Raw genomic sequence first — 23,826 nt, 5'->3', positions numbered from 1 at the left:
GCTAATAGACAAATAAAAAAATCCCGCTCACGCCTAATGGCTGGAGCGGGATTTTTGACGATTACGTGTTAATGAGGTATTGGTTAACTGTGGCTTTAATCAATTCCAAACGGCCGGATTGGTTCACGATGGTGCTGTTGTTCTCAAGTGCATAAGCTTCAAGCGACTTGAAATCCGCTTTGCCGGACACGATGTCAGCGCCGATGCCGGATTTGAAGGAAGCATAGCGCGTGTCGAGGATGTTGTCGAATACGCGGTCTTCGATCAATTTGGCAGCGACTTCTAAGCCGCGAGCGAAAGCGTCCATGCCTGCGATGTGGGAGTAGACGACATCGATAGGCTCGAAGGAAGTACGGCGAACCTTGGCGTCGAAATTCACGCCGCCGCGGCCGATGCCGCCTTCGTTCAAGAGGATTTCGTACATCGCGAGTGTCGTCGAGTACAGGTCTGTCGGGAACTCGTCGGTATCCCAGCCGAGCAGCAGATCGCCTTGGTTCGCATCGATGGAACCAAGAACACCGTTGATGCGCGCGACGCGAAGCTCGTGCTCAAAGGTATGACCAGCAAGCGTGGCATGGTTCGCTTCCAGGTTTAATTTGAAATACGGCAGCAAATCGTATTTTTGTAAGAAAGATAGCGTCGTTGCCGCATCGAAGTCGTATTGGTGCTTGGATGGCTCTTTTGGTTTAGGCTCGATCAGGAATTGACCGTCGTAGCCGATTTCTTTGGCATAATCAACCGCCATGTGCAGGAAGCGAGCAAGGTTATCAAGCTCCAAGCCGAGGTCCGTGTTCAGCAGAGTCTCGTAGCCTTCGCGTCCGCCCCAGAAAACGTAGTTTTCGGAGCCGAGCTCTTTGGCATGATCTAATGCTTTTTTCACTTGGGCAGCAGCGTAAGCAAATACGTCTGCATTGTTCGTCGTAGCGGCGCCGTGAACAAAGCGCGGGTTAGTGAACATATTAGCTGTGTTCCAGAGCAGTTTCTTGCCGCTGGATTTCATTTTGTCTTTGATCAGGGCAACGATCTCGTCGAGGTTCTTGTTCGTTTCTTGCAGCGTGCTGCCCTCAGGTGCGATATCGCGGTCATGGAAAGCGAAGTAGTCGACATCCAGAATGTTCAGCAGCTCGAAGCAAGCGTCAACGCGAGCTTTGGCCAGCTCAAGGCCGGAGTATTGATCCCAAGCGCGGATCGCTGTGCCACTGCCGAATGGATCGGAGCCATTAGCGGAAAAAGAATGCCAGTAAGCGATTGCAAAACGTAGATGTTCACGCATAGTTTTGCCTAAAATGACTTGATCGGGATTATAAAATTTAAAAGAAAGCGGGTTCGTCGATGTGCGGCCTTCGTACTTAATTGGTTGAATGTTGTCAAAGTAGCTCATGAATTCAGCCTCCATAAATTAAGGAATAATTGCTTATGCAGTCATCATAGCACCAAATGAATAGTTTGTAAATTCATTAAACAAACTTAGTTAATGCGTGAAAATGTCTTTCATGTTAAAATCAGTTCATTAGAAAAGAGCGACAAGCAATTAGAGCAGTGTGGGGGCAAACATGAAGCAAACAGGCGATTTGAATCTCGTTAAAAAAATAAATAAATCCATCGTACTACACCATATTCGCACGAATTCTCCAATATCCCGAGCACGGATTGCAGAAATTACAGGGCTGACAAAGGCGACAGTTTCGAGTCTTGTTAACGAATTGATCGAGAGCAGTGTCGTGGAAGAGATTGGCGTTGGTGAATCAAGCGGAGGGCGCAAGCCGATGATGCTGCTTTTTAATGGAACGGCTGGCTATGCCATTGGGGTCGATCTAGGGGTTACTGATATTCTCGCGGTGCTGACGGATTTAAGCGGTAAGAACATCCGGGAGATAAGAGTGCAGCATGACAATTCTTCCGTAGAAAAGGTTGTCCAGCTGTTGAAAACGACCATCCGCGGACTGATAGAAAACGCGCCGGAGAGCGTCTACGGTATTATAGGAATCGGCATCGGAGTGCCGGGTATTTGTGACGAGAGCGGCAATCTGCTGTTCGCGCCGAATCTTGGCTGGGAGAACGTGCCTTTGCAGCAGCAAATCGAGGAGACGTTCAACATTCCGGTTGTTATCGATAACGAAGCGAACGCCGGAGCTGTAGGGGAGAAGCAGTTCGGAGCCGGTAAAGACACGGCGAATCTGGTGTATGTGTCGATCGGCATCGGGATTGGTGCTGGGATCATCATTAAGGGCGAGCTGTACCGCGGGGCGACCGGCTTCTCTGGTGAGATCGGGCACATCTCGATCCAGCACGACGGGCCCAAGTGCAGCTGCGGCAGCTTAGGCTGTTGGGAGCTGTATGCGTCTGAGCATGCGCTCCTCACGCAGGCGCGCCGCGAGCTTAACGATGACGCTGCGGATCTGGAGGTTTTGCTGAGCAAAGCCGAAGCCGGAGATCCAACTGTGATAGCGCTTTTTGAGCGCCTTGGATATTATCTCGGTGTAGGCGTAGTTAATATTATCAACGGATACAATCCCGAATATATTATTCTCGGCGGCCGCTTAGCAAGTGCCGAGAGATGGTTGATGAAACCGCTGCTGGCCCTGCTCGAGAAGCGTTCCCTGCCGCATCCGCGAAAGCAGCTGAAAGTGGCGTTCAGCGAGCTGAGCGATCGGTCGACGGTGCTCGGGGCGGCATCTTTTGCGGTGGCCACATTCTTCGTGGAAACAACGGTTTCGGTAGAGCGGAACTAAATAAGAAAGTTCAGCCGCGATTTCGGCCATCTGGTTGACCAAAGGGTGCTCCCTTTTGTACAATGAGAAAAGTGTCTAAGAATAAGAGAATAAAGGACGGGAACCAACGATGTTTCTACGTTCACTAGTGATGTGCTGCTACCTCATGGGAGCTTATTGGGCTTCCTATCATTTCCCATCAATGAAGATGGTATTTTATCCGACGCTTGGGGCATTCAGTTTTCTTTTTATGCATCGGGTGGACCAAATTAAGGACATAGGACGTATCACGATGGGTGCCATCATTGCAGTGACAATTGGCAGTGTGATGTATGCGATTAGCCACGGTGCAATGTCATTTTTCATAACAGCTATTTTTACCATCACTCTCATTCAGTGGTTCAAATGGAACGCGGCCCCAATTCTCGCCGTTTCGTTCATTCCATATTTTGCGCATCCAGTCTCATTCTGGGCGCTGCCTGCAGCTGTCCTCGTTTCTCTCCTGGGACTGATGGGGTCGATTTGGCTCATTGGCAAGGTTGAGCAGTTGAATTGGGTTGCCAGATTGACACTGGCACTTACTCCGCTTCGTACGAAGCTGGAACCGTTAAAAAAAGAGATGTAGCTGGTCAGCAGCTAGCAATCATAAAAAAAGCGATCAGCAGGTGAATGCTGTCGCTTTTTTTTCACCACATAAGAAAGTATAAGTTTTTTCTAACAGAGAAAATTGACTTTCTTATTGGCGATAAAACCTAATATAGGGATCTTTGGTCGTAGACCAAAGTCTCTCCTCGTTAAACGCGGTCGCTCATCTTCGAAAGGCCTCGATAGAGGTTTTCTCATATGAAGGAGAATAAAAATGAAACTGCACAAAGGAGAAATACTATTCCGCCAAGGTGACACGGGACCGCTGTACCAGCTTCAAAGCGGTCTGTTGAAAATTGTTCGTGTCCATGAGGACGGGAATACGACACTCGTGAATATCATAGTGCCAGGCGAAACGATTCCACATCATTCGCTCATTAGTCCAAGTCCGTACTACGGAACTGCAATTGCGCTTATCACTTGTGACATAGAAGTGCTTCCTGCTGCGAAGTGGTACGAGGAGCTGGAGCGCAGCCCGGAGCATTTCCGCGTGATTGCGCGTCAATTGCAGGATAAACTGCGCATGATGCACCAGCGTATCGATCAACTGACGGAAGTGACTCCCGCTGCCAAGCTGATGAAGATGGAAAGCTGGTTCCAACACTACCTGGGAGCCTCGAAGTTGACAGACGTGCTGACGCAGGAGGAAATCGGTCAGTTCATCGGGCTTCGCCGGGAGACAGTGAATCGTCTACTGAGGGAGAACATAAAACTGTAAAAAGTAGAATCCAACCGCCCTTCCGTTTACAGGGTGCCCGCAGGACCAAAAAATTCATAATGGCGGTCCGAGTCGGGAACACCCCATTCACGGAGCGCTTGGTTCACTGCTTTCATAAACGGTACGGGTCCGCAGAAATAAAAGCTAGCTTCCACAGTCGGTACAACGCTTTGGATCCAAGGCAAATCGATATATCCCTTTTTATGAAAAGCTTGTTCCGCTGCATCGGCTTCTGTCGGCTGCTCATAGCACCAGGCAACAGTCAATTGCGGTTGCTGCTTGGAAAGTTCTTCCACTTCTCTGCGCAGCGCGTGATGCTGACCGTTCTGAGCCGCATGGATAAATGTAACCTGACGATTCGGCGACGTGGTTGCAAGGCTATGAAGCATGCTGACCATTGGTGTCAGCCCAACACCACCGCTGATAAGTACGACAGGCCGAGTATCCTTTTGATCCAGTGTAAAATCACCAGCTGGCGCGGACAACCAGAGCACATCGCCCTCTTGCACCTGGTTGTGCAGATAGACCGAAGCCTTGCCTGCAGGAATAGCAGGATTGTGATCCTCGCGTTTTACTGAGATCCGATAGTAAATCTCCCCGGGTGAATGCGAAAGGCTGTACTGCCGAATATGGGTATGATCTTCCCCTGGAATTTGAATTCGGATACTCACATACTGCCCTGGTTCAAATGCTGCGAGTGCGCCCCCATCTTGGGGTGCCAGATAGAAGGAAGTGATGACGTCGCTTTCTTTGTTTTTGCGTTCGACTCGGAAGGGTCTGAAATCCTTCCAACCACCGGGTTGTTGCGCAGACGTATCATACATCTCGGCTTCAATACTGATGAAAGCATCTGCTATGACCCCATAGGCTTCAGCCCAAGCTTGAAGAATTTCGTCAGTTGCTGCATCGCCAAGCACTTCTTTGATGGCTGCAAGCAAATGTTGGCCGACAATCGGATAATGCTCCGCTTTAACGCCTAGGCTGCGATGCTTATGGGCAATTTGTTTCACTGCAGGCAAAATGGCCTCGAGCCGATCAATATGGATGGCTGCCGCATACACAGCGTTGGCTAGAGCGGTTTGCTGCCGGCCTTGTTTTTGGTTCGCATGATTGAATAGATTCAGCAGCTCGGGATGAGCTGTGAACAACCTGTCATAGAAACGTTTAGTTATCGTTACACCGTGAACTTCCAGTACGGGGACTGTCGATTTAATAACTCGGATGGTTTGCTCGGTTAACATAAAGGATCGCCTCACATCACATAGATTAACTTGATGCCTTAAGTATAGTGAAAAGAGTGTGGAGACTGTGTGATTATAATCACAGGGAATAGTAACAATCTGTGACGTAGGCACGATGCCGAATACGCGGTATACTGGATAAAATAAACAAATACAGGAGTACATATCGATGCCTGATTGGTCTTATCACACGATATTTCGTCCGTTGTTATTTCGACTGCCGGGGCGCTTAGCCCGGAACATGACCCTACATGCAATAGGTGGATTAAGCCGTGTCCCAGGCGGAACATTCGTGATCAAAACAATGGGTCACATGGAGCTGTCGCCGATCCTCGAGGATAATCTGGCGGTGGTGCCGATTCTGTGTCCCATCGGCCTCAGCGGCACGCTTGATCCTCACGGCACTGCGCACAAGGCGCTAGCCCAGTTCGGGTTCGGCTTCATCGAGATCGGACCCGTGACGGTCCGAGAAGTGCATAACGACGCGCCGATCGAGCGTGACGTGATGCAGGAAGCCATCGTGTACCCCGATGGCTGCGTCAACGACGGCGCGGACGCAATCGTCCAGCGCCTGCGCAAGGGCACGGGGCATCGCCTGCCGCACTTCGTGCGGCTGCGGCCGATGCCGGGCAGTTCGCCGCGCGAGGCGCTGCTTGAGCAGCAGGAGCTGCTCTCGAAGCTGGCGCCGTACGCGGCGGGGTTCTACATCGATGGCCTCGCCGAAGGCTGGCCAGCGGAAGAAGCCCTGGCGTACCTCCGCGAGGTACGCCTTATAGCACTAGCAGCGGCCCCGGGGAAGCCGCTGCTGCTCTACCTGCCGCAGCCAACTCCCATCGGGATGCTGCGTGAACTCACCGACACCGCCAAGAGCTTCAGCGGTGTCGTCGTCGGCGAAGCGCTGCGCGAGCCGGGCACCCGCCGCGAACGCATCGGCGGCGGTGCGGAGGCGCTGGGGGCGCAGCTGAGCCAGGTTCGGCTGCTCCGCGAGTCGTTAGGCGAGCGGAGCACGATTGTTGCGGCCGGCGGCGTTCATCAGCCGCAGGATGCACTAGAGCTATTGGCAGCCGGAGCGAATAGCATCCAGCTGCATAGCGGGCTGGTGTACGCGGGGCCAGGGCTGCCCAAGCGTATCAACGAAGCGATCATTCATGATCGCATCAAGCAAACAGCTGAGCCCCAAACGCCTTCATTCTGGGCCAACTGGGGCTGGATGAGCCTGCTGGGTATCGGCATGATGATTGGTGGGGTACTCGCATGGTTTATTGCGTCCACAAGCGTCCTCTTGCCTTACGACGAAACTTTTCTTGGCGTGAGCCGAAGTGTCATAAATCGTTTTAATGGGCATATTATACATTTCATGTCCCACGACCGCATTACTTTAGCCGGAACGATGATTTCGATAGGGATCTTTTATTATCAACTGGCCCGTCATGGCTTGCGTTGCGGGCTTCACTGGGCGCGAACTGCGGTAGTTACTTCGTGTGCGGTGGGGTTCAGCAGCTTTTTCCTTTATCTCGGCTATGGTTATTTTGATCCTCTACATGCCGCAGCTGCTGCCGTGTTGCTGCCAATGTTGCTGCTGACCTTACGCGGATTGAAAGATCATCCCTCTCGGAAAAAGCCAGGCGTGTTGAATGATTCTGTTTGGCTCAGAGCGCAGTGGGGGCAATGCTGCTTCGTTGTACTCGGATTTGGTTTAGCAATCGGAGGCTTGACAATATCTTTCGTCGGTATCACTACCGTGTTCGTACCATCTGATTTAGCCTATCTCGGCCTGACAGTCCAGCAGCTTGATGCTTGGAACGATCACATCATTCCGCTCATTGCTCATGACCGAGCAGGATTCGGCGGAGCGCTCTTTTCATTAGCGGTAGCGATTACAGCCTCCGCTTTATGGGGGGTCAACCAAGGTGAGAGCTGGTTGTGGTGGACGTTTCTCTGGGGCGGTCTTCCTGGATTTACTGCCGGTCTTCTGATACATGTTCACATTGGCTATATGGACTTCATTCATTTGTTGCCTGTTTATATAGCAGTTTTGCTGTATGTGGTTGGATTGTATCTGATGTATCCGTTTTTGGTTGGCAGAGCGGGTGAGAGAGAAGCATCCATTTCACGTGTTCAAAAATATTAACATAAAGGCAGGTGGGTCGATGGAGAAACTAGCCATTATTTCAGATATCCATGGTAATTTGCCTGCATTCGAAGCGGTTATGAAGGATATTCAGCATCGGCATGTTACAGAGATCATTTGTCTAGGGGATTTAGTAGGAAAGGGACCCCATTCGGATCTCATTGTTGATCACGTGCGGGAAGTTTGCAACACGGTCATTATGGGAAACTGGGATGATTTCATCGGTAACCCTACCGAAGATCTGGTTTTACTTTGGCAACAGGCTAGGCTTGGGCGCGAACGGATGGCTTATTTGAAAGGGCTGCCTTTTTGCTATGAATTTTGGATGAGCGGGAAGTTCGTGAGGTTATTCCATGCTTCGCCAAGAAGCGTTTATGAACGTATTCAACCGTGGGACCAGATGGAAAGCCGAATGTCGATGTTCGAGTCCTCAGACTTGTGCGGGGAGCCTTTACAAGCCGACGTGGCAGGCTATGGTGATGTTCACAACGCCTATTTGCAGGTTCTTAGGGGTAAAATGCTTTTCAATACCGGAAGCGTAGGGAATCCGCTGGATTTAACACAAGCTTCCTATGTCCTTCTTGAGGGGAATTATCACAGCAAACAGCCTGCGACGTTCAATTTACAGCACGTGAGAGTGCCTTACGACATCGAACTCGCTGTACAGCAAGCGAAGGATGAGCGAATGCCGGATTCAGACGCCTATATCTTGGAATTGCGGACGGGTCAATATCGCGGGAAAAAGACGAAAGAGTAATAAAAAAGCTAAGTAGACCTTAAACGGTTTACTTAGCTTTTATCATTTGTTAGAACGTTTTAGCTAATGCTTGGGCACGGCTAATCGCTTCCTCTTTAATTTGCGGAGCCTTGTCCGGTGTCTGAGCCACACCCTCAACAAAAATTCCTTGGAAATCCGTAATGCCGAAGAACGCCATGATGATACCTAAATAACGATGTCCCATTTCCATAGAGGCAGCAGGTCCTTCCGAATAAACACCGCCGCTTGCTTGGATATGCAGTGCTTTTTTATCAGGTAACAAGCCTACGGGGCCGGTTTCTGTGTACTTAAAAGTCTTGCCAGCGATACAAATAGCATCGATATAGGCTTTCATAAGCGGAGGGAAAGAAAAATTCCACATTGGTGTTACGAATACATATTTATCCGCTGCTACAAACTGATCCGTTATTTCGCCGATTCGACCTACTTTTGTTTGTTCTTCCTTGCTCAAATCTGAGAATTGTTGACCGCCTCTTAATTTTCCCCATCCACTGAACACGTCGGCATCAATGTGCGGCAATTGAATGCTGTACAAGTCCAAAGGGATAACCTCATCATTAGGATTAGCTTCCCGATAGGTATCAATAAAGGCTTTTCCTACAGCCATACTGAATGATGTTTGGTGGTCATGGGGATGTGCTGTGATGTGTAAAACAGTTGCCAATGTGATCCGCCCTTTCATTTGGTTGCGTGGTAAAGCATATATAATGTTCATTAAAAGCAAGTAAAATATACGGGGCAGAAGAAATGGGTTTATAAACGATTGCTAAATTTGTAAACCTATGTACATTGAGCCTAAGCTCCTTTTGGTATATGATGAAAGACGGTGCATTTGACTTCAATATTTGCCCTTCATATGGCTGCCAACAAATTTATATAAAGTGAGATGGATGAGATGAAACCTAATGATTTACACTATAGAATGCCAGCAGAGTGGACAACACACGAACGTACCTTTATTTCTTGGCCTGTTCAATCTTCCATGGTTTATCCGGAGGATCATGCCGTTGTATCAAAAGGTTATGCTGATTTGGCCAAGGCCATTGCTGAGTTCGAGCCAGTGACCGTGATCGTGAACCCGGCGGATGCTGAGCAAGTTAAGGCAATGTTTGATGAGACGAACGTTGATTTTCTGATCATTCCGCATAACGATGCTTGGTTCCGTGATAACGGGCCGACGTTTTTGTTAAATGAGCAGCAGGAAATCGCAGCTGTGAATTGGAAATTCAACGCGTGGGGCGGCAAATATGCGCCTTGGGATCTAGATGATAACGTGGCTCCGCAAATTTTGGAGCATCACGGTGTGAAGCGTTTTGATGCTCCGCTCGTCATGGAAGGCGGCTCCATTCATGTGGATGGAGAAGGTACGCTTTTGACAACGGAGGAATGTCTCCTGAACACGAACCGCAATCCAGACCTAAGCCGTGAACAAATCGAAGAGTATGTGAAAAACTTCGTCAACGTCGAGAAAATCATCTGGCTGAACAAAGGGCTTGACGGCGATGAAACGGACGGTCATGTCGACAATATTGCTTGCTTCGCGGCTCCAGGTAAAATCATTTTGCAGGTTTGCAACGACCCAGAGGATGCGAACTACGCGATTACACAGGAGAATCTAGAAATTCTGCGCAATGCGGCGGATGCTAAAGGACGTTCTTTTGAAATTATCCAGATCGAGCAGCCTCCTTTAACGTTTTTTGAAGAGCAGCGTCTGACGCTGAGCTATTTGAACTTTTATTTCGTAAACGGCGGCATTATTTTGCCGGTGTTCGGCGGAACGGCAGAAGAGACAGATCGTAAGGCGGAAGAAGTGCTAAGCGCAGCTTTCCCAGATCGCAGAATCCGCACAATAAACGGCATGTCCATCATCAAAGAAGGCGGCAACGTCCATTGCACGACACAACAAATGCCAGCAAGCAAGAAAGGGTGATTCCATTGAGAAATGTCACAGTAGCAGCAACGCAAATGAGCTGTTCCGATAATATAGAAGAAAACATTCGCCAAGCAGAGACCTTGGTTCGCCAAGCAGCCGCGAAGGGCGCTCAAATTATTTTGATCCAAGAGCTGTTTGAGACACCGTATTTCTGCCAAAAAGAGAAGTCCGACTATTATCATTACGCGACGGAGCTGGAGAACAACAAAGCGATCAAACACTTTCGCGAAATTGCTAAAGAGCTTCAGGTCGTACTGCCGATAAGCTTTTATGAGAAAAAGAATTATGCGCGCTACAACTCGTTAGCAGTCATCGATGCAGATGGTGAAGTGCTTGGCCTTTATCGCAAAAGTCATATCCCTGATGGTCCGGGGTATGAAGAAAAGTTCTATTTTAACCCTGGTGATACCGGGTTCAAGGTTTGGAAAACACGTTATGCCAAAATTGGCGTAGGCGTTTGTTGGGATCAATGGTACCCGGAAGCTGCAAGGGTTATGGCATTGATGGGTGCGGAGCTGCTGTTCTACCCGACCGCTATCGGCTCCGAGCCGCAGGACGGTTCGATCGATTCTAAGGATCACTGGCAAATGTGCATGCGCGGCCACGCCGCGGCGAACTTGATGCCGGTTATCGCGTCGAATCGAATCGGTAAGGAAGAAGATGAAGAATCCAGCATCAACTTCTATGGTTCGTCTTTTATCGCAGGCCCGCAGGGCAATATGATTGAGGAAGCTGGCCGCAATGAGGAAACGGTGCTTGTTGCCGAATTTGACCTCGATCAGCTGGAAGTTCAGCGTATCGAGTGGGGCATTTTCCGTGATCGCCGTCCGGATCTTTACAAGAAAATTGCTACGTATGATGGTGAGCAGGTACTGTAATAACGATGCTCATTCCGTTGTTGAAGGGGATTTTACTGGGGCTTTCGATCACTGCACCGGTCGGGCCTATCGGTATTTTAACCATGTTTGGTTTGGTAGCAATTATAGGGCTGCTCCTTGGGGAGCAGCTCTTTTTTTGACTAGATTTTATGCCAAACCGAAAGCCTGCCTCCGATTTCATTGTCGAACAAAAGCGGTGGTTGGAGCCGCTCATTTAGGGAATGCTAGCAGGGCTCGAAAGCGGCAAACGGAATTACGATGTGCTATTTATCAAATTCCAGCTTTTTTGAGCGTAAAGGGGACCTGGACACCCTATTTTGCCATTTTTGACAGAAATATTGCCTTCGGAGGTGAAATAAGGGAGTGACGTGAAGCATTTAGATAAACGTACCCTGTGAAAGCATAGGGAAACGGCAGAGAATAGCTGGCTAGCTACGAGATGCTAAGGAAAGAGAAATAGTGATTTCCTATAAAAATCAACGATTGCAAATTCTCAATACTCATTCCTAAAAATCGAAATTTACATTTCTCTATGCCTACTTTATGATCAAAAACATCACAAATAGGAATGGGGAGAAGGTACATTGACACTTTCTTTGCGTAATGAAGTAAAGTCCTCCAAGCAGCTGCTGGAGGCATTCAACAAGAAAGCTTACGGTGCAGAAAAGCTTGTCTTCGCAGGCGTTGGCGATAAGGATGTTTATAATATTGCGGCTCCTTTTATGGACGGCGGAGAAATGGTTCTTGCTGGTCGTGTGGAGTCCCGTGATTCTGAACGTTCAGAGGTTATGTTTTTCGTGAATCGCGGCGGCACATGGATACCGAGGGCAGGGACCATTACCTTTGATTTACAGGATCCTTTTTTCACGTTTATTTCCGGAGAGTTAGTTTTCGGTGGTGTCGAGGTCGTCTTTGATACGGGGAATCCTAATCAGGTCAAAACATGGCGTACCTTGTTGTTTAAGGGGAAGGATATTCAAGATTTAACTTACTTTGCCTGCGGTCCTGATCACATGAAAGATATCCGTCTTATCGAATATGCAAACGGACGAATAGGTGTATTTACACGGCCATTTGGTGTTGAAGGAGCCCGGGCTGTCATTGGTTATACAGAGCTTGAAAAGCTCGAAGATTTGAATGAAGCTGTGATCGATGCAGCTCCTGTATTCACGGATCAGTTTCAGAAGGATGAATGGGGAGGCGTGAATGAAGCACACGTGTTAAAGAACGGGCTTGCGGGTGTTCTTGGTCATATTTCTTACATGGAAGAAGGCGAGATTCGCCATTACCATGCCATGACATTTGCTTTCGATCCGAAGACTTCGGAAAGAAGTCCAATTAAGATCATCGCCACGCGTGATCAATTTCCTCAAGGACCTGCCAAGAGAATCGATCTCATCGATGTCATTTTCAGCGGAGGTCTTCATCGCTTGGAGGATGGCAAGGCAATGTTGTATGCAGGTGTAAGTGATGCAGAGGCACATAGACTGCTTATTGATGATCCATTCGTGGAATATGAAAATAGATGAATACATGGCTCCACCTGATTGGTCTTCAGGCGGGGCTTTTTGCTGATTTTTGAAATTGAGTCATCTTTTTTAAGATACATTAGTGAAGATGAATAAGTTATGATGGAGTCAAGGAGGACTACATCATGGGATTTTTAAAGCGTATTCAACATTATCGCGTATATAGAAGACTAATATTGTCCTACTTATTTTTAATAATGGTGACGATCAGCTTATTATGCACCATCTTGTATTCGATGTTCTCGACTAGAGCCGTCAAAGAAATCGATCTCTCCTCTCGGGAAATGCTCTCGCAAGTGAGCTATACGGCGAATGTCGTTTTTGAACAAGTGCAGAACATTACGAACCAACTGATGAGTGATAACCAGATCATCACCTTCATGAATGCTAATGTGGATGATAAAGTTGCAAATTACAACGCTAATCTTCTATTAACGAAGATGCAAAGCGTTTATCCTTTCTTAGCCAATATCAGTATTTATAATTTCACCAATATGGCTTATGTTGATGTCGCTTCTCTGCCTGCAGACCCGCAAATGGCGGAAAGAAGACAGACCGGTTATCTTGGTTTTTATCCTCGTAAAGTTTTAGATGGAAATGGCCATTCGCTTCAACTACTAACGTTCAAGATTATTCCTGAACCTGTCTTTTCGGGGCCGACGAAGTCAGCCATCGTACTCGATTTAAAAGAGACATATATTCAAAATACGATGAGCAGTATTAGCAGTTCGTCCAGCGATACAAGTACTTTTGTTATGGACTCAAAAGGCACGGTGATCTCTCATTCGGATTCCGAACAATTTATGAAGAATTTCTCGGAAAACGATTATGTTCAACGCATTTTATCCGATGAGGGAAGTCAGGGCAGCTTTGTTCAATCACTTGAACATCATAAATTCCTCATTACTTATGTGAAGTCAGAAACACTGGATTGGGTGTTTGTTAGTGCTCGCCCTTACGATCAATTGCTTTCGAAACTTTATGAGCTTCGTAATTTGATGCTCCTTATTGCGCTATTTCTTTTCATTACAGGAGCTTGCATATCATTAATTGTCACTGGCAACCTGTATAACCCAATCAAGGCACTAGTAGATAAGGTGACGGAAAGTGGAACTTCTGAAACCAAACCTCTTCTTCGTTTGGATGAGTACAAGCTATTATCGGAAGCATTCTCTAACTCCATACAGGTGACCAAATCAATGGAAATGACGCTGTCACGGTCTTCTGATTTACTGAAAAACGGCTATATGTACAACATGCTGAAAGGACGTTCGCAGTCATCTGGCTATACGGGGGATATTGAACAGCAGTTACTTTCTCGTATGCAAGGTCCTTATTTTGCTGTTATTCAGTTTCAAATCGATCAATACCATAGTTTTAAGAACACGTACAGCGCTCTTGACAGGGAGCTCATTCGTTTCGCCATAAGCAATATTGCACAAGAGATGATTAGCAAGATCTATCGAAATGATGAGGTTATTCTCGAGGAAAATGAAATTACGATGATTGTTCAATGGGATCAGTCTGCACCGGACGAGCAGTTATATTTCATCCTGAACGAAATCCAGGCGGCTGTTAAAGACTATTACAAGACATCTATATCGGTAAGCATTGGTGATGTGGTTTCGGCTATAGGAGACATAGAGCGCTCGTATCGATCTACGCAACGGTATATGGCATTGAAGCTGTTTTGGGGGTACGGCAGTTTGCTTGATGCGACGAGATCTATCCTTCCTGACGAACATACGCGTTACCCAGCAGCAATGGAGCGCAAGATCATCGATGCCATCAAACTTTGTCAGCCCAGGACCATTCAAAAAGAGATCGCAGAATGGACGGCCTTATTATCCCGATGTGGTTCTCCGTCACTAACTTTACAGTATGCAAGCTTTTTACATCTGGCTATAACGAGAGAATTTGAAAGTATCGTGGAATGGTGGGATGCTGATCCCAAGGAGCTATATTTGGCTATGAATGAACTTCCACAGGCAGAAACGCTGGATGAAATTCAAACCATGATGAAGCTTTTTTGCTTTCGAATTGTAGATATGATCGAAGAAAATAAAACGAGTTTGGCCGCTTTGAAGAACTCCAAGGTGATTGAAGAGGTTAAGCAGTACTTAGAGCAGCATTACCACGACCCTAATCTCTCACTGGAGATCGTATCAGATCAGGTAGGATTAACTTCAGGATACATCGGTAAAATGTTCAAAAGTATGGTGGGTACGTCTTTTAATGATCATGTTACACATATTCGCATGGAGCATGCAAAATCGCTGCTTGCAGGAACGAGCGGTACCGTTGCTCAGATTGGCGAACAAGTCGGGATTTATAATGTCTCTTACTTTTCAACGGTATTTAAGAAAAAATACGGAGTTACGCCCTCCCGCTATCGAGAACAAAATCAAAAGAATGCGTAAAAATAAGGACGATTGGGGCCTCAATGGGCACTCAATCGTCTTTTTTGATAGCATTTCTTATTTTTAATAAGTCGCAACACGAATTATCGAAAGGAATACCAATACTCGAAATTTACAGCACCGCTGCAATCTCCTATGCTGAAGTCAACCCGAAAGTGAGAGGTGCTGCATGCAGACACGAACATGCTTAAAAAAAGAGAGCGTTTCCAAAGTCAAGAAGAAAACAGGAGTACTGCACGAGCTTTTCAGCAATCGGTTCTCCTACTTATTAATTGTCCCTGCCCTCCTATATGTTTTTATCTTCTCGTATGCCACTTACCCCTACCTGTTGATAGCCTTTCAACATTTTAATTATCAGAAGGGTGTGTTCGGCAGTGAGTGGATAGGCTTCAAAAACTTTGAATTCTTCTTTAAGACCAACGATGCGCTGTTAATTACCATAAACACGGTGAAGTTAAATGTCATGTTTCTCATTGCTGGCACAGTTAGCGCCGTATTCATCGCGATCTTATTTAACGAAATAAGAAGCCGTTTGTTTCAACGATTCGCACAGACAACGATGATATTTCCGAATTTTCTTTCGTGGATTATTGTCAGTTATATGATGTACGGACTTTTTTCTACCGATTTTGGCATGATCAATCAGATGCTTACGTTCTTCGGGATGGAAACGGTGAATTGGTACACCAAAGCGGAGGCCTGGCCATGGATTCTCGTGGCTATGAAGATTTGGAAAGAAGCGGGAATGGGCTCGATCATTTACTTGGCAGCGATAACGGGAATCGATCATTCGCTTTATGAATCTGCTGAAATCGATGGGGCTACGAGGTGGGACAAAATTTGGAGGATTACAATGCCTCTCTTGGCACCGACAATTGCCATATTGACCTTATTAAACTTAGGAAAAATCTTCTATGGGGACTTCGGCATGATCTATGCCATCATCGGCGATAATGGTGTGCTCTACCCGACGACGGATGTTATTGATACGTATGTGTTTCGATCGCTTCGGCAAATTGGAGATCCTTCCAATGCAGCGGCTGTAGGCTTATTCCAATCAACAGTAGGATTACTGCTCGTTTTCATTGCGAATTGGTTTATACGCAGATATTTCAAGGAAGGGGCGCTTTATTGAGATGAAGACACTGAAACGCTTCGATCCGGCGGGGATGTTGATCTATATCGTGCTGGCGATCTATGCCCTCCTATGTATTCTGCCTATGTTTCTTACGGTGATGGTATCCATCTCGGATGAAGACAGTATTATTCGGAACGGGTATCAGCTGATACCCGAGCATTTTTCACTAGAGGCTTATCGCACTTTACTCAACAATAAGACTGTATTGCTCAAGAGCTATATGGTGACGATCACGGTAACCGTAGCCGGCAGCCTAATCGCTGTGATTATCACGGCTATGGCCGCCTATACGCTCTCCAATCCAAAAGTGAAATACCGTGCAGGACTTAATTTATACTTTTTCATTACACTGCTTTTTAATGGCGGTTTGGTTCCATGGTATATCATGTGCAAAAAGCTAGGATTGGTAGACAATCTGTTTGCTCTTATTGTTCCTATGCTGTTATTCAATGCATTCAATATGTTTCTAGTACGCAACTTTATGGAAGCACTGCCGGGTGCGCTCAGGGAATCAGCCTATATGGACGGAGCTAATGATCTGCGAATTGCTTTTCAGATTTACTTGCCCTTATGTGTCCCTGTGTTAGCGACCATTCTTCTTTTCTATGCGCTGGCCTACTGGAATGATTGGTTCAATGCCATCATGTTAGTTGATAATAAAAGCTTATACCCTCTTCAGTACGTTTTATTTAAAATCCGGTCCAACATTGAAATGCTCAGCATGATTCCGGCAGGTGCAAGCAGTCCATATACCGCTCCTGCAGAATCCGCGAAGATGGCAACCGTAGTGATAACACTTGGCCCGATCGTGTTTTTATATCCATTTCTCCAGCGATATTTCGTTAAAGGACTTATCGTAGGTTCAGTTAAAGGTTGATATTTTCCTCGGAAGAGGTTTATATAAGATTAACTCAAAGGGAGAGGGTCACATGAAAAAGCTATCCATGGTTTCAATATCCAGTCTATTAGCAGTATCCTTTATTGCAGGCTGCGGAACAACAGATGAAAAGCCTGAAGCTTCTGCATCAATAAAACCAGAAGACAAGAGTGTCAAAGAATCAGCGAAACCGGCAGAAGTCGTCACTTTGAAATATGTTTTACCTGGTAATGAACCGAAAGAGTGGGCAGCCGTTAAAGATGCTGTTGATAAGAAACTGCAGGCTGACGGCGTGAATGTGAAAATCATCAAAGAATATATCGACTGGGGAGCCTGGGAACAGAAGCTGAACCTCAAGCTTTCAACGGGTGAAGCGTTTGATATGTTCCATGTCATGAATGACTGGATTTCTTTGGCCAATTATATTGGTCGCGGAGCTGTCAAAGATGTTGGACCCGAGGTTGCAAAATATGGGCCTGAATTAAAGAAAGCTATACCTGATTCAGTATGGAGCGGCGTACAAAAAGACGGGAAAACGTTCGGTATTCCATCCTATTGGTATGAACCTGCTGTTGACGGTTCCTTCACAGCAAATCGCATCTTATTGAATCAAGCAGGTGTCAAGGAAGTTCCTAAAACCCAGGAAGAAATGCTGGCAGCTATGGAAAAGGTAATGGCAACAGATCATGGAGCTTCCAAGCCGTACCTTCCTATTCGCGGCGGATTGCGTGATGCATCCGATGTGCTGCACCGTGCTTATGATTCGTATCCGTTTGCAGTGAAAGATAAAATTGCTTTCATTGATCAGGACGGCAAAGTGAAGAGCTGGGCAGAAACAGAGGAGTTTAAGAAGGATGCGGCATTCTTCCGTACGGCTTATCAGAAAAAACTTACGAATCCAGATATTCTCGTAATTAAGCAGGAGCAAATCGATAAGCAAATCAATAGTGGCATTTATCCGTTCTTATTCGGTACACCTAATAACATTAATGAAATGAAAAAGACGTATCCAAACATGAAAGACGAAGATTTCACCCTTCAGCGATTAAATCCTGATAAACCGCATTACAGAATGTTTAACGCGAAAAACGTAAATGCCGTAGCAGCAAACAGCAAACATCCTGAAGCCGCCGTAAAGTTCTTGAATTGGTTATACACCTCACAGGAAAATTATGATTTGTTCATGTATGGCATTGAAGGCAAAACGTACAAGAAAATCGGTGAACGCGGTATTGAATACCTAAAAGATGCAGATGGCAAGACAGATCTGTATAAGCAGGAAGACTGGATGATCGGGAACCTGAAGTTCATTCGTATCGATCCGAATACGTTAAGCGCTAACAAAGCATTATTCGTCGCGGATCCGAATGCGAAAACATTCTTCGCAGCAGACTTTTTCTTCGATCCAACCGCGGTGAAAGCCGAGATGTCCAATATTCAGGCTGTCTATACATCCGATGTGATGCCTATCTACGATGGTGTGCTGGATTATGACCAGAAGAGCAAGACAGCCATTGATAAGCTGAAAGCAGCTGGTATTGATAAAGTGATAGCTGAGTATCAAAAACAACTAGATGCTTATAAAGCATCCAAAAAATAATGAACTACGGTGGGCTACTCCAAGAAGAAAAACGGGAGTAGCTGCACGTCTTAGAACTAGGTCGGGGAGAAGTCGCTCTCCGGTCTAGTTCTTTTTTCCTTCAAGGACGCTTGCCAATGTCCTCACTTCTGTGACAAAATCAACATAGACTCACTGAATGAGAAGCAAGCTTGGAAACGGAGTTTCTTGGCGTTGGGGTGAGCACACTAACGGCATAACACATATGAGTATCATAAAGGGATGCTTGATCTCTGTTATATATGGGTTATATATAAATAAATGATTGGAGTGATCGTTCGATGGACTCTTCCAAATATCAGAAATATTTCTCTACCGACGACTTCTGGCTGAAGCTGAAAAAGGGCGCCAAAAAGGCAGGCAGCAAAGTCATTTACAGCGGACTGCTGCTCTTCTACGCCGTTGAAAGTCCGAAAACACCGCTTAGAGCAAAAGTTCAAATCTATGGCGCACTGGGTTATCTTATTTTGCCGCTGGATATCCTGCCCGATTTGCTGCCGATTGTTGGATATGTAGATGATTTAAGTGCTTTGGGGTTAGCGCTGGCATCTGTCGCAAGGAGTATCGATGACGATGTGAAGCGCAAAGCGAAGAACAAGCTGAGGAATTTTCTTGGTGATGATGTGATGAACAGCAAGGATATTATCGATATCGATGGGCAGCTTGTAGAGCAGAAAGAGAAGGATCCACAGAGTGACGAGCAAGGAGTAAAATAGGAGGATACGTCTGACTATTCGAGGGCCGTTTGCGAAGTGCTAGCTGCTCCAAGCAAGTAAGAGTGATACGAACTGACAATGCCTCTGCACGTTAGCATGCATACATGGTTATACATGTGAGAGCCTTAAGCCTGCATATGAGAAAAGACACCCATGAGGTGTCTTTTTTATCGAAAGCTGGAATTCAGCAAGAAATCGTCCACCCGCGAGAATCCTCGATCCTTCCGTACTGAATCCCGGTAATCGTATCGTAGAGCCTCCGAACCAGATCACCAATGTTACCTTGGTTAATTACCATGGGCGTACTGTTCCACAGGAGACTGCCAATAGGGGAAACGACGGCAGCCGTACCTGTACCGAAGGCCTCCTCCAGGGTTCCGTTCTCATAGGCTAGAACAATGTCATCGATCGGAATTTTCCGCTCTGTAACCGGAATGCCCCACTCCTTCAGCAGGTGAATGATGCTGTTTCGCGTGATGCCATCCAGAATACTGCCGCTAAGACTTGGGGTCACAACTTCCCCATTGATTTTGAAAAAGACATTCATGCTGCCTGCTTCTTCTATATAAATTTTCTCGATGGCATCCAGCCAGAGTACTTGAGCGCAGTTGTGTGCTTTGGCGAGGGCTTGTGCCTTGAGGGTTGCGGCGTAATTGCCAGCTGCTTTGGCACTGCCCGTACCACCTTGAACAGCCCTGGTATAATGGCTTTCTACAAGGATGTTGATGGGCTTAAGCCCTTCCTCATAGTAGGAGTCAACCGGCGACATAATGATAACGAACGAATAGCGAGATGAGGCACGAACGCCTAAGCCGGCTTCGGTAGCTATCACAAAAGGACGAATATATAAAGAGGACCCCTTCTTTCTGGGCACCCAATCGGCATCTACACGAACGAGGGCTTGAATGGCGCCAACGACGAAATTCTCATCCATTTGAGGCATTTGCAGCCGGTCGGAGGAACGATTTAGTCGCTGTGCATTTTGGTCAGGTCGAAATAGAACAATCTCATCCAATTCCGTACGAAAAGCCTTTAACCCCTCGAACACGGCTTGCCCATAATGAAATACCATCGCTGAGGGGTCATGGGAAATGGGTCCATAAGGAATAATACGCGGATCATGCCAACCCTTTCCTTCCTCGAAATCCATCATAAACATATGATCAGTAAAATGACGACCAAATCCTAAGTCCTCTTCAAACCGGGGCTTTGTTTTACAACTCAGATTGTGTTCGATTCGAATCTGTCCATACATCGCCATCAACCACCTTTTCGATAAGTTCTAACTTGTTATTGTTACTATAGATAAATAACAATCATTGATCAATTGCGAATAATCAATTACCATCATAGTTAATAACTATGATTGGAGGCATACCAAGATGGAGCATCGATTATTGGAATACTTTTTAGCGGTATGCGAAGAACTCCATTTCACGAAGGCAGCGGAAAAGCTTGGTATCAGCCAACCCACACTTAGCCAACAGATTCGTCTATTGGAGCATCGGGTAGGATCACCGCTTTTTCAGCGAATCGGAAAAAAGATTTACATCACAGAAGCAGGCGAGATCCTTCATAAACACAGCAGGAACATGTTCCATGAGTTGGATCAAGCGCAGGCGGCCATCAATGAGATCCAAGGCATGCAGCGGGGACGTCTGCGTATTGGCTGCTCCGGTAATCATTTGCTCACCGCGACGATTATTGCCTTCCATGCTCTTTACCCGAAAATCGAGCTATCCGTGACGGAACTCGCTACCGAGGAAACGAAGGAGCGTCTGCTGAGCAACCAGCTTGACATAGGCGTGGTTTTCCTGCCTGATGAAGATGAACAGTTTCATTACATCCCGATGTACAAGGAACAGCTGCGGCTTGTCATTTCGGACAAGCATCCGCTAGCCCAGGCGAAAGCCATTCGTTTGGCGGACTTGGCCCAGCTTCCAATCGCTATGCTCCAGAAAAAATTTTATGTTCGGCAAATGATGGATGATTGTTGTGAGCAGTCCGGCTTTGAATGGAAACCCGCGATAGAGCTCTCAACCTTGGAATCACTGCTTCAGATGGCCAAAAATAATGTAGGCGGAGCTATTTTGCCACAGTCCTATGTGGACAGTATCCGCAGCAGCGGCATCCGGAGTATCCCGATTATAGAGCCGATTCCCCAGAAGGACGTGGGCATTATTTATCGTAAGGATATGTTTTTATGTAAGACGATGGATATGTTTATGAAGCAGTTGATGCAGCAGATAGGTGCTGGAAAGAACGGGAATTTAAACGCAAAACAGATTTAGGCATTTAACATGTAAAATGAGGGATGATGTATGGAACATATATACGTATACGCCTGCCACGAAGACGAGCAGGCGCTGTGCCAGTTAGAACTGCGCACCTTGCTGGGCGCAGAGACAATGCTTGGCGCACGCTACGCAATTAGCGCGCGTCGTGTGGAGCCGAGCCGCAGCCCGTTTTTGAAGCTGCGGCTGGATGTGTTATTCGAGGCCGGCAGCTTGCCGGAGCTGGCCTCGAGGGTGGAGACGTTGACCGTACAGGGGTCAACGTTCAAGGTTGCGTTCGCGGAGACAGACGCTGCGGTCAGTACGGACCGCCAGCGCGAGGTCGCTCGCGAAATAGGCCGGCATCTTCGCGGCAAAGCCGAGATGCGGCGGCCGGAGCAATGGTTCGCCGTGACGGAGCTGGGAGGCCGATGGTTGTTCGGCCACTGCAGCTACGGCGAAGCCGTGTGGCTTCAGCATCAGCAGAAGCCGCAGAACTACTCCACCGCCCTGAGTACGCGCATAGCGCGGGCGGTGGTGAACATTGCCGTGCCCGACGTAGCGGGCACGAAGGCCATTGACCCGTGCTGCGGCATCGGCACGGTACTGGTGGAGGCGATGTCGATGGGGATCGACATCGTGGGCTGCGACATCAACCCGCTGGCGGTGCGCGGCGCGCGGGTGAATCTCGAACACTTCGGCATGCCGAATGTGGTCAGCATCGCGGATATGCGGACCCTAGGCTTGGTAGGTGAGCAGGTGAATTTGTCACCGACCAGCCTTGAACGCATAGGCGAGCAGGTGGCGGAGTCACCGACCAGCTCGCAGATCCGCTACGATGCGCTCATCCTAGACATGCCGTACAATCTCTGTTCGAAGCTGCCGGAGGACGAGCAGCTGCAAATGCTCCAAAGCGCACGCCGATTAGCGAAGCGCGCGGTCATCGTTACGACGGAGCAGATCGATCCACTCATCGCGAAAGCAGGATTTCGCATTTCAGAGCGCTGCACCGTCAATAAAGGTAATTTCAGCAGACAAATTATCGTCTGCGTCTAGCACTAATAAAGCATGTTACCGAGCGGTCCATCTTCAGCGATGATATCTTGGATGGCATACACAGAAATAGGAAAATACAAAAATCCGTAGACATAAGCGGCCAGCTCATACACTTGAAAATAAACCACCAAAGCCTTATCAGCGATATAAAAATCCTGATCTGGTCTAATACTATTAAATTCAACCAACAAAGGAATATCCCGTGTTTTAAGCTCAGCCTTAATGATGGCACTAAGCTTGGCAACGTAATCGCTGCCGGGCTTAAACAGATCTTTGAGCGTATAGGCCTTGCCTGATTCTGTGTTGAAGGTCAGTGCGTTTTGGATCGTTAGTCCATGAGCTCCGCCCGAAAAAGCATAATTCCATAAGGTTAAGCTAAGGATACCTCGTTCATTCGTCTTTAGCTCGTAATGAGCCGTCACATCTGTCTGCGGATTTTGCGGATAGCCTTGCTCGTGAAGCTGTTTATTAACCGCGTTAACAATCGCTGTGTTCATTGCAAGCTCTGCCGGGTAAGGCGTATGCTGCACAACTGCTGGGTACAGCAGGTTTAATTTATCACGAAGCACTCTATACGTCTGTATACTAACGGGTTCATGTAATCCGTTCATCTTCATCATCCACCCATACGTTTTTGCTACAATTTATTCCGTGGGTGGGCGTTTGGTTCAACGTTCTTGGGAATGTTTGTGGAATAAGAGTCTCCAAAGGCTCCTACTGCGGAAAAAAGCATTTCAAACAGAGGAATAGAAGCCTTCAAAGACTCCTATTTCCCCCATATACCCACTTAACCCCCCATTTTTTCGAGAATAAGAGTCTCCAAAGGCTTCTATTTGTATCATTAAGGATGAAATCGGAGAAATAGCAGTCTCTAGAGACTCTTATTACATTTAGCGGTAAAGAGGAAGTGGATGTGTGAAGTGTGAGGGAATGGAGCAGAGTAGAAAAGCAGTAGAGTGAAGGAATGATCGGCACAAGAGGGAGTAGAGAAGCAGCAGAGTAAAGGAATAGGTTGCACAAGAGGGATCGAAGAAGTAGGAGTGTCTAGAAGTGAGTAGTGCAAATTGGAGCAGAGCAGCAGAGATTTGGAGAAATGGAGCAGAGCAGCAGAGATTTGGAGAAATGGAGCAGCTTAAGCACTCTAATAGTCAAGGATTACTGCAG

General features: G+C 47.1%; 20 protein-coding genes. 15 read left to right on the top strand and 5 right to left on the bottom strand.

Annotated features, from left to right (window positions below):
* Positions 1-61: 61 nt before the first annotated feature.
* Positions 62-1,381, bottom strand: coding sequence for a xylose isomerase (gene xylA / locus QFZ80_RS31740; protein ID WP_307562710.1), 1,320 nt, complete (start codon positions 1,379-1,381; stop codon positions 62-64).
* A 172-nt stretch (positions 1,382-1,553) separates the two neighbouring features.
* On the opposite strand from xylA, the gene QFZ80_RS31735 reads away from it, so the two are divergent.
* The 3 genes from QFZ80_RS31735 to QFZ80_RS31725 all read left to right on the top strand — a co-directional run bounded on the left by QFZ80_RS31735 (position 1,554) and on the right by QFZ80_RS31725 (position 4,074).
* Positions 1,554-2,732 carry an ROK family transcriptional regulator gene (locus tag QFZ80_RS31735; protein ID WP_307562709.1) on the top strand — a complete coding sequence of 393 codons (1,179 nt, stop codon included), beginning with the start codon at positions 1,554-1,556 and terminating at the stop codon, positions 2,730-2,732.
* Between the two features lie 109 nt (positions 2,733-2,841).
* Complete coding sequence (locus QFZ80_RS31730; RefSeq protein WP_307562707.1) at positions 2,842-3,336, top strand: hypothetical protein; 495 nt, start codon at positions 2,842-2,844, stop codon at positions 3,334-3,336.
* Positions 3,337-3,570: 234 nt separating this feature from the next.
* On the top strand, positions 3,571-4,074 hold the full coding sequence (locus QFZ80_RS31725) for a Crp/Fnr family transcriptional regulator (protein ID WP_307562703.1): 504 nt from the start codon (positions 3,571-3,573) through the stop codon (positions 4,072-4,074).
* A 26-nt stretch (positions 4,075-4,100) separates the two neighbouring features.
* Here QFZ80_RS31725 and hmpA read toward each other — a convergent pair whose 3' ends face one another.
* Positions 4,101-5,315, bottom strand: coding sequence for an NO-inducible flavohemoprotein (gene hmpA / locus QFZ80_RS31720; RefSeq protein ID WP_307562701.1), 1,215 nt, complete (start codon positions 5,313-5,315; stop codon positions 4,101-4,103).
* A gap of 292 nt (positions 5,316-5,607) precedes the next feature.
* Between hmpA and QFZ80_RS31715 the strand changes: the two genes are divergently transcribed.
* Both QFZ80_RS31715 and QFZ80_RS31710 read left to right on the top strand, forming a co-directional pair.
* Positions 5,608-7,446: a beta/alpha barrel domain-containing protein gene (locus QFZ80_RS31715; RefSeq protein ID WP_307562699.1), complete on the top strand. Its 1,839-nt coding sequence runs from the start codon at positions 5,608-5,610 to the stop codon at positions 7,444-7,446.
* A 19-nt stretch (positions 7,447-7,465) separates the two neighbouring features.
* Entirely contained in the window at positions 7,466-8,203 is a 738-nt protein-coding gene (locus tag QFZ80_RS31710; RefSeq protein WP_307562697.1) for a metallophosphoesterase family protein, read from the top strand.
* 49 nt (positions 8,204-8,252) lie between these two features.
* Here the strand turns inward: QFZ80_RS31710 and QFZ80_RS31705 are convergent, their stop codons facing one another.
* Positions 8,253-8,888, bottom strand: coding sequence for an FMN-dependent NADH-azoreductase (locus QFZ80_RS31705; protein ID WP_307551563.1), 636 nt, complete (start codon positions 8,886-8,888; stop codon positions 8,253-8,255).
* A gap of 231 nt (positions 8,889-9,119) precedes the next feature.
* On the opposite strand from QFZ80_RS31705, the gene QFZ80_RS31700 reads away from it, so the two are divergent.
* The 8 genes from QFZ80_RS31700 to QFZ80_RS31665 all read left to right on the top strand — a co-directional run bounded on the left by QFZ80_RS31700 (position 9,120) and on the right by QFZ80_RS31665 (position 19,333).
* Complete coding sequence (locus tag QFZ80_RS31700) at positions 9,120-10,154, top strand: agmatine deiminase family protein (RefSeq protein WP_307562695.1); 1,035 nt, start codon at positions 9,120-9,122, stop codon at positions 10,152-10,154.
* 5 nt (positions 10,155-10,159) lie between these two features.
* Positions 10,160-11,035 carry an N-carbamoylputrescine amidase gene (aguB, locus tag QFZ80_RS31695; RefSeq protein ID WP_307551568.1) on the top strand — a complete coding sequence of 292 codons (876 nt, stop codon included), beginning with the start codon at positions 10,160-10,162 and terminating at the stop codon, positions 11,033-11,035.
* A gap of 584 nt (positions 11,036-11,619) precedes the next feature.
* Positions 11,620-12,564: a DUF1861 family protein gene (locus tag QFZ80_RS31690; protein WP_307551570.1), complete on the top strand. Its 945-nt coding sequence runs from the start codon at positions 11,620-11,622 to the stop codon at positions 12,562-12,564.
* A gap of 125 nt (positions 12,565-12,689) precedes the next feature.
* Entirely contained in the window at positions 12,690-14,984 is a 2,295-nt protein-coding gene (locus tag QFZ80_RS31685) for a helix-turn-helix domain-containing protein (RefSeq protein WP_307562693.1), read from the top strand.
* A 169-nt stretch (positions 14,985-15,153) separates the two neighbouring features.
* Positions 15,154-16,119, top strand: a complete 966-nt coding sequence (locus QFZ80_RS31680) for an ABC transporter permease (protein ID WP_307562691.1) — start codon at positions 15,154-15,156, stop codon at positions 16,117-16,119.
* A gap of 1 nt (position 16,120) precedes the next feature.
* Complete coding sequence (locus tag QFZ80_RS31675; protein ID WP_307562689.1) at positions 16,121-16,999, top strand: carbohydrate ABC transporter permease; 879 nt, start codon at positions 16,121-16,123, stop codon at positions 16,997-16,999.
* Between the two features lie 52 nt (positions 17,000-17,051).
* Entirely contained in the window at positions 17,052-18,599 is a 1,548-nt protein-coding gene (locus tag QFZ80_RS31670) for an extracellular solute-binding protein (RefSeq protein WP_307562687.1), read from the top strand.
* Positions 18,600-18,898: 299 nt separating this feature from the next.
* Positions 18,899-19,333 carry a YkvA family protein gene (locus tag QFZ80_RS31665; RefSeq protein ID WP_307562685.1) on the top strand — a complete coding sequence of 145 codons (435 nt, stop codon included), beginning with the start codon at positions 18,899-18,901 and terminating at the stop codon, positions 19,331-19,333.
* 184 nt (positions 19,334-19,517) lie between these two features.
* Here QFZ80_RS31665 and QFZ80_RS31660 read toward each other — a convergent pair whose 3' ends face one another.
* Positions 19,518-20,588: a branched-chain amino acid aminotransferase gene (locus QFZ80_RS31660; protein ID WP_307562683.1), complete on the bottom strand. Its 1,071-nt coding sequence runs from the start codon at positions 20,586-20,588 to the stop codon at positions 19,518-19,520.
* A gap of 127 nt (positions 20,589-20,715) precedes the next feature.
* Between QFZ80_RS31660 and QFZ80_RS31655 the strand changes: the two genes are divergently transcribed.
* Complete coding sequence (locus QFZ80_RS31655) at positions 20,716-21,624, top strand: LysR family transcriptional regulator (RefSeq protein WP_307551581.1); 909 nt, start codon at positions 20,716-20,718, stop codon at positions 21,622-21,624.
* Positions 21,625-21,654: 30 nt separating this feature from the next.
* Positions 21,655-22,662, top strand: coding sequence for a TRM11 family SAM-dependent methyltransferase (locus QFZ80_RS31650; protein WP_307562681.1), 1,008 nt, complete (start codon positions 21,655-21,657; stop codon positions 22,660-22,662).
* 2 nt (positions 22,663-22,664) lie between these two features.
* Here QFZ80_RS31650 and QFZ80_RS31645 read toward each other — a convergent pair whose 3' ends face one another.
* Positions 22,665-23,273 carry a DUF3298 and DUF4163 domain-containing protein gene (locus tag QFZ80_RS31645; RefSeq protein WP_307562679.1) on the bottom strand — a complete coding sequence of 203 codons (609 nt, stop codon included), beginning with the start codon at positions 23,271-23,273 and terminating at the stop codon, positions 22,665-22,667.
* Positions 23,274-23,826 lie beyond the last annotated feature (553 nt).

It is taken from the genome of Paenibacillus sp. V4I7 (assembly GCF_030817275.1).
Lineage (GTDB): Bacteria > Bacillota > Bacilli > Paenibacillales > NBRC-103111 > Paenibacillus_E.
The sequence above is the reverse complement of the archived record's forward strand: the minus strand, read 5'-3'. Positions and strand labels throughout refer to the sequence as shown.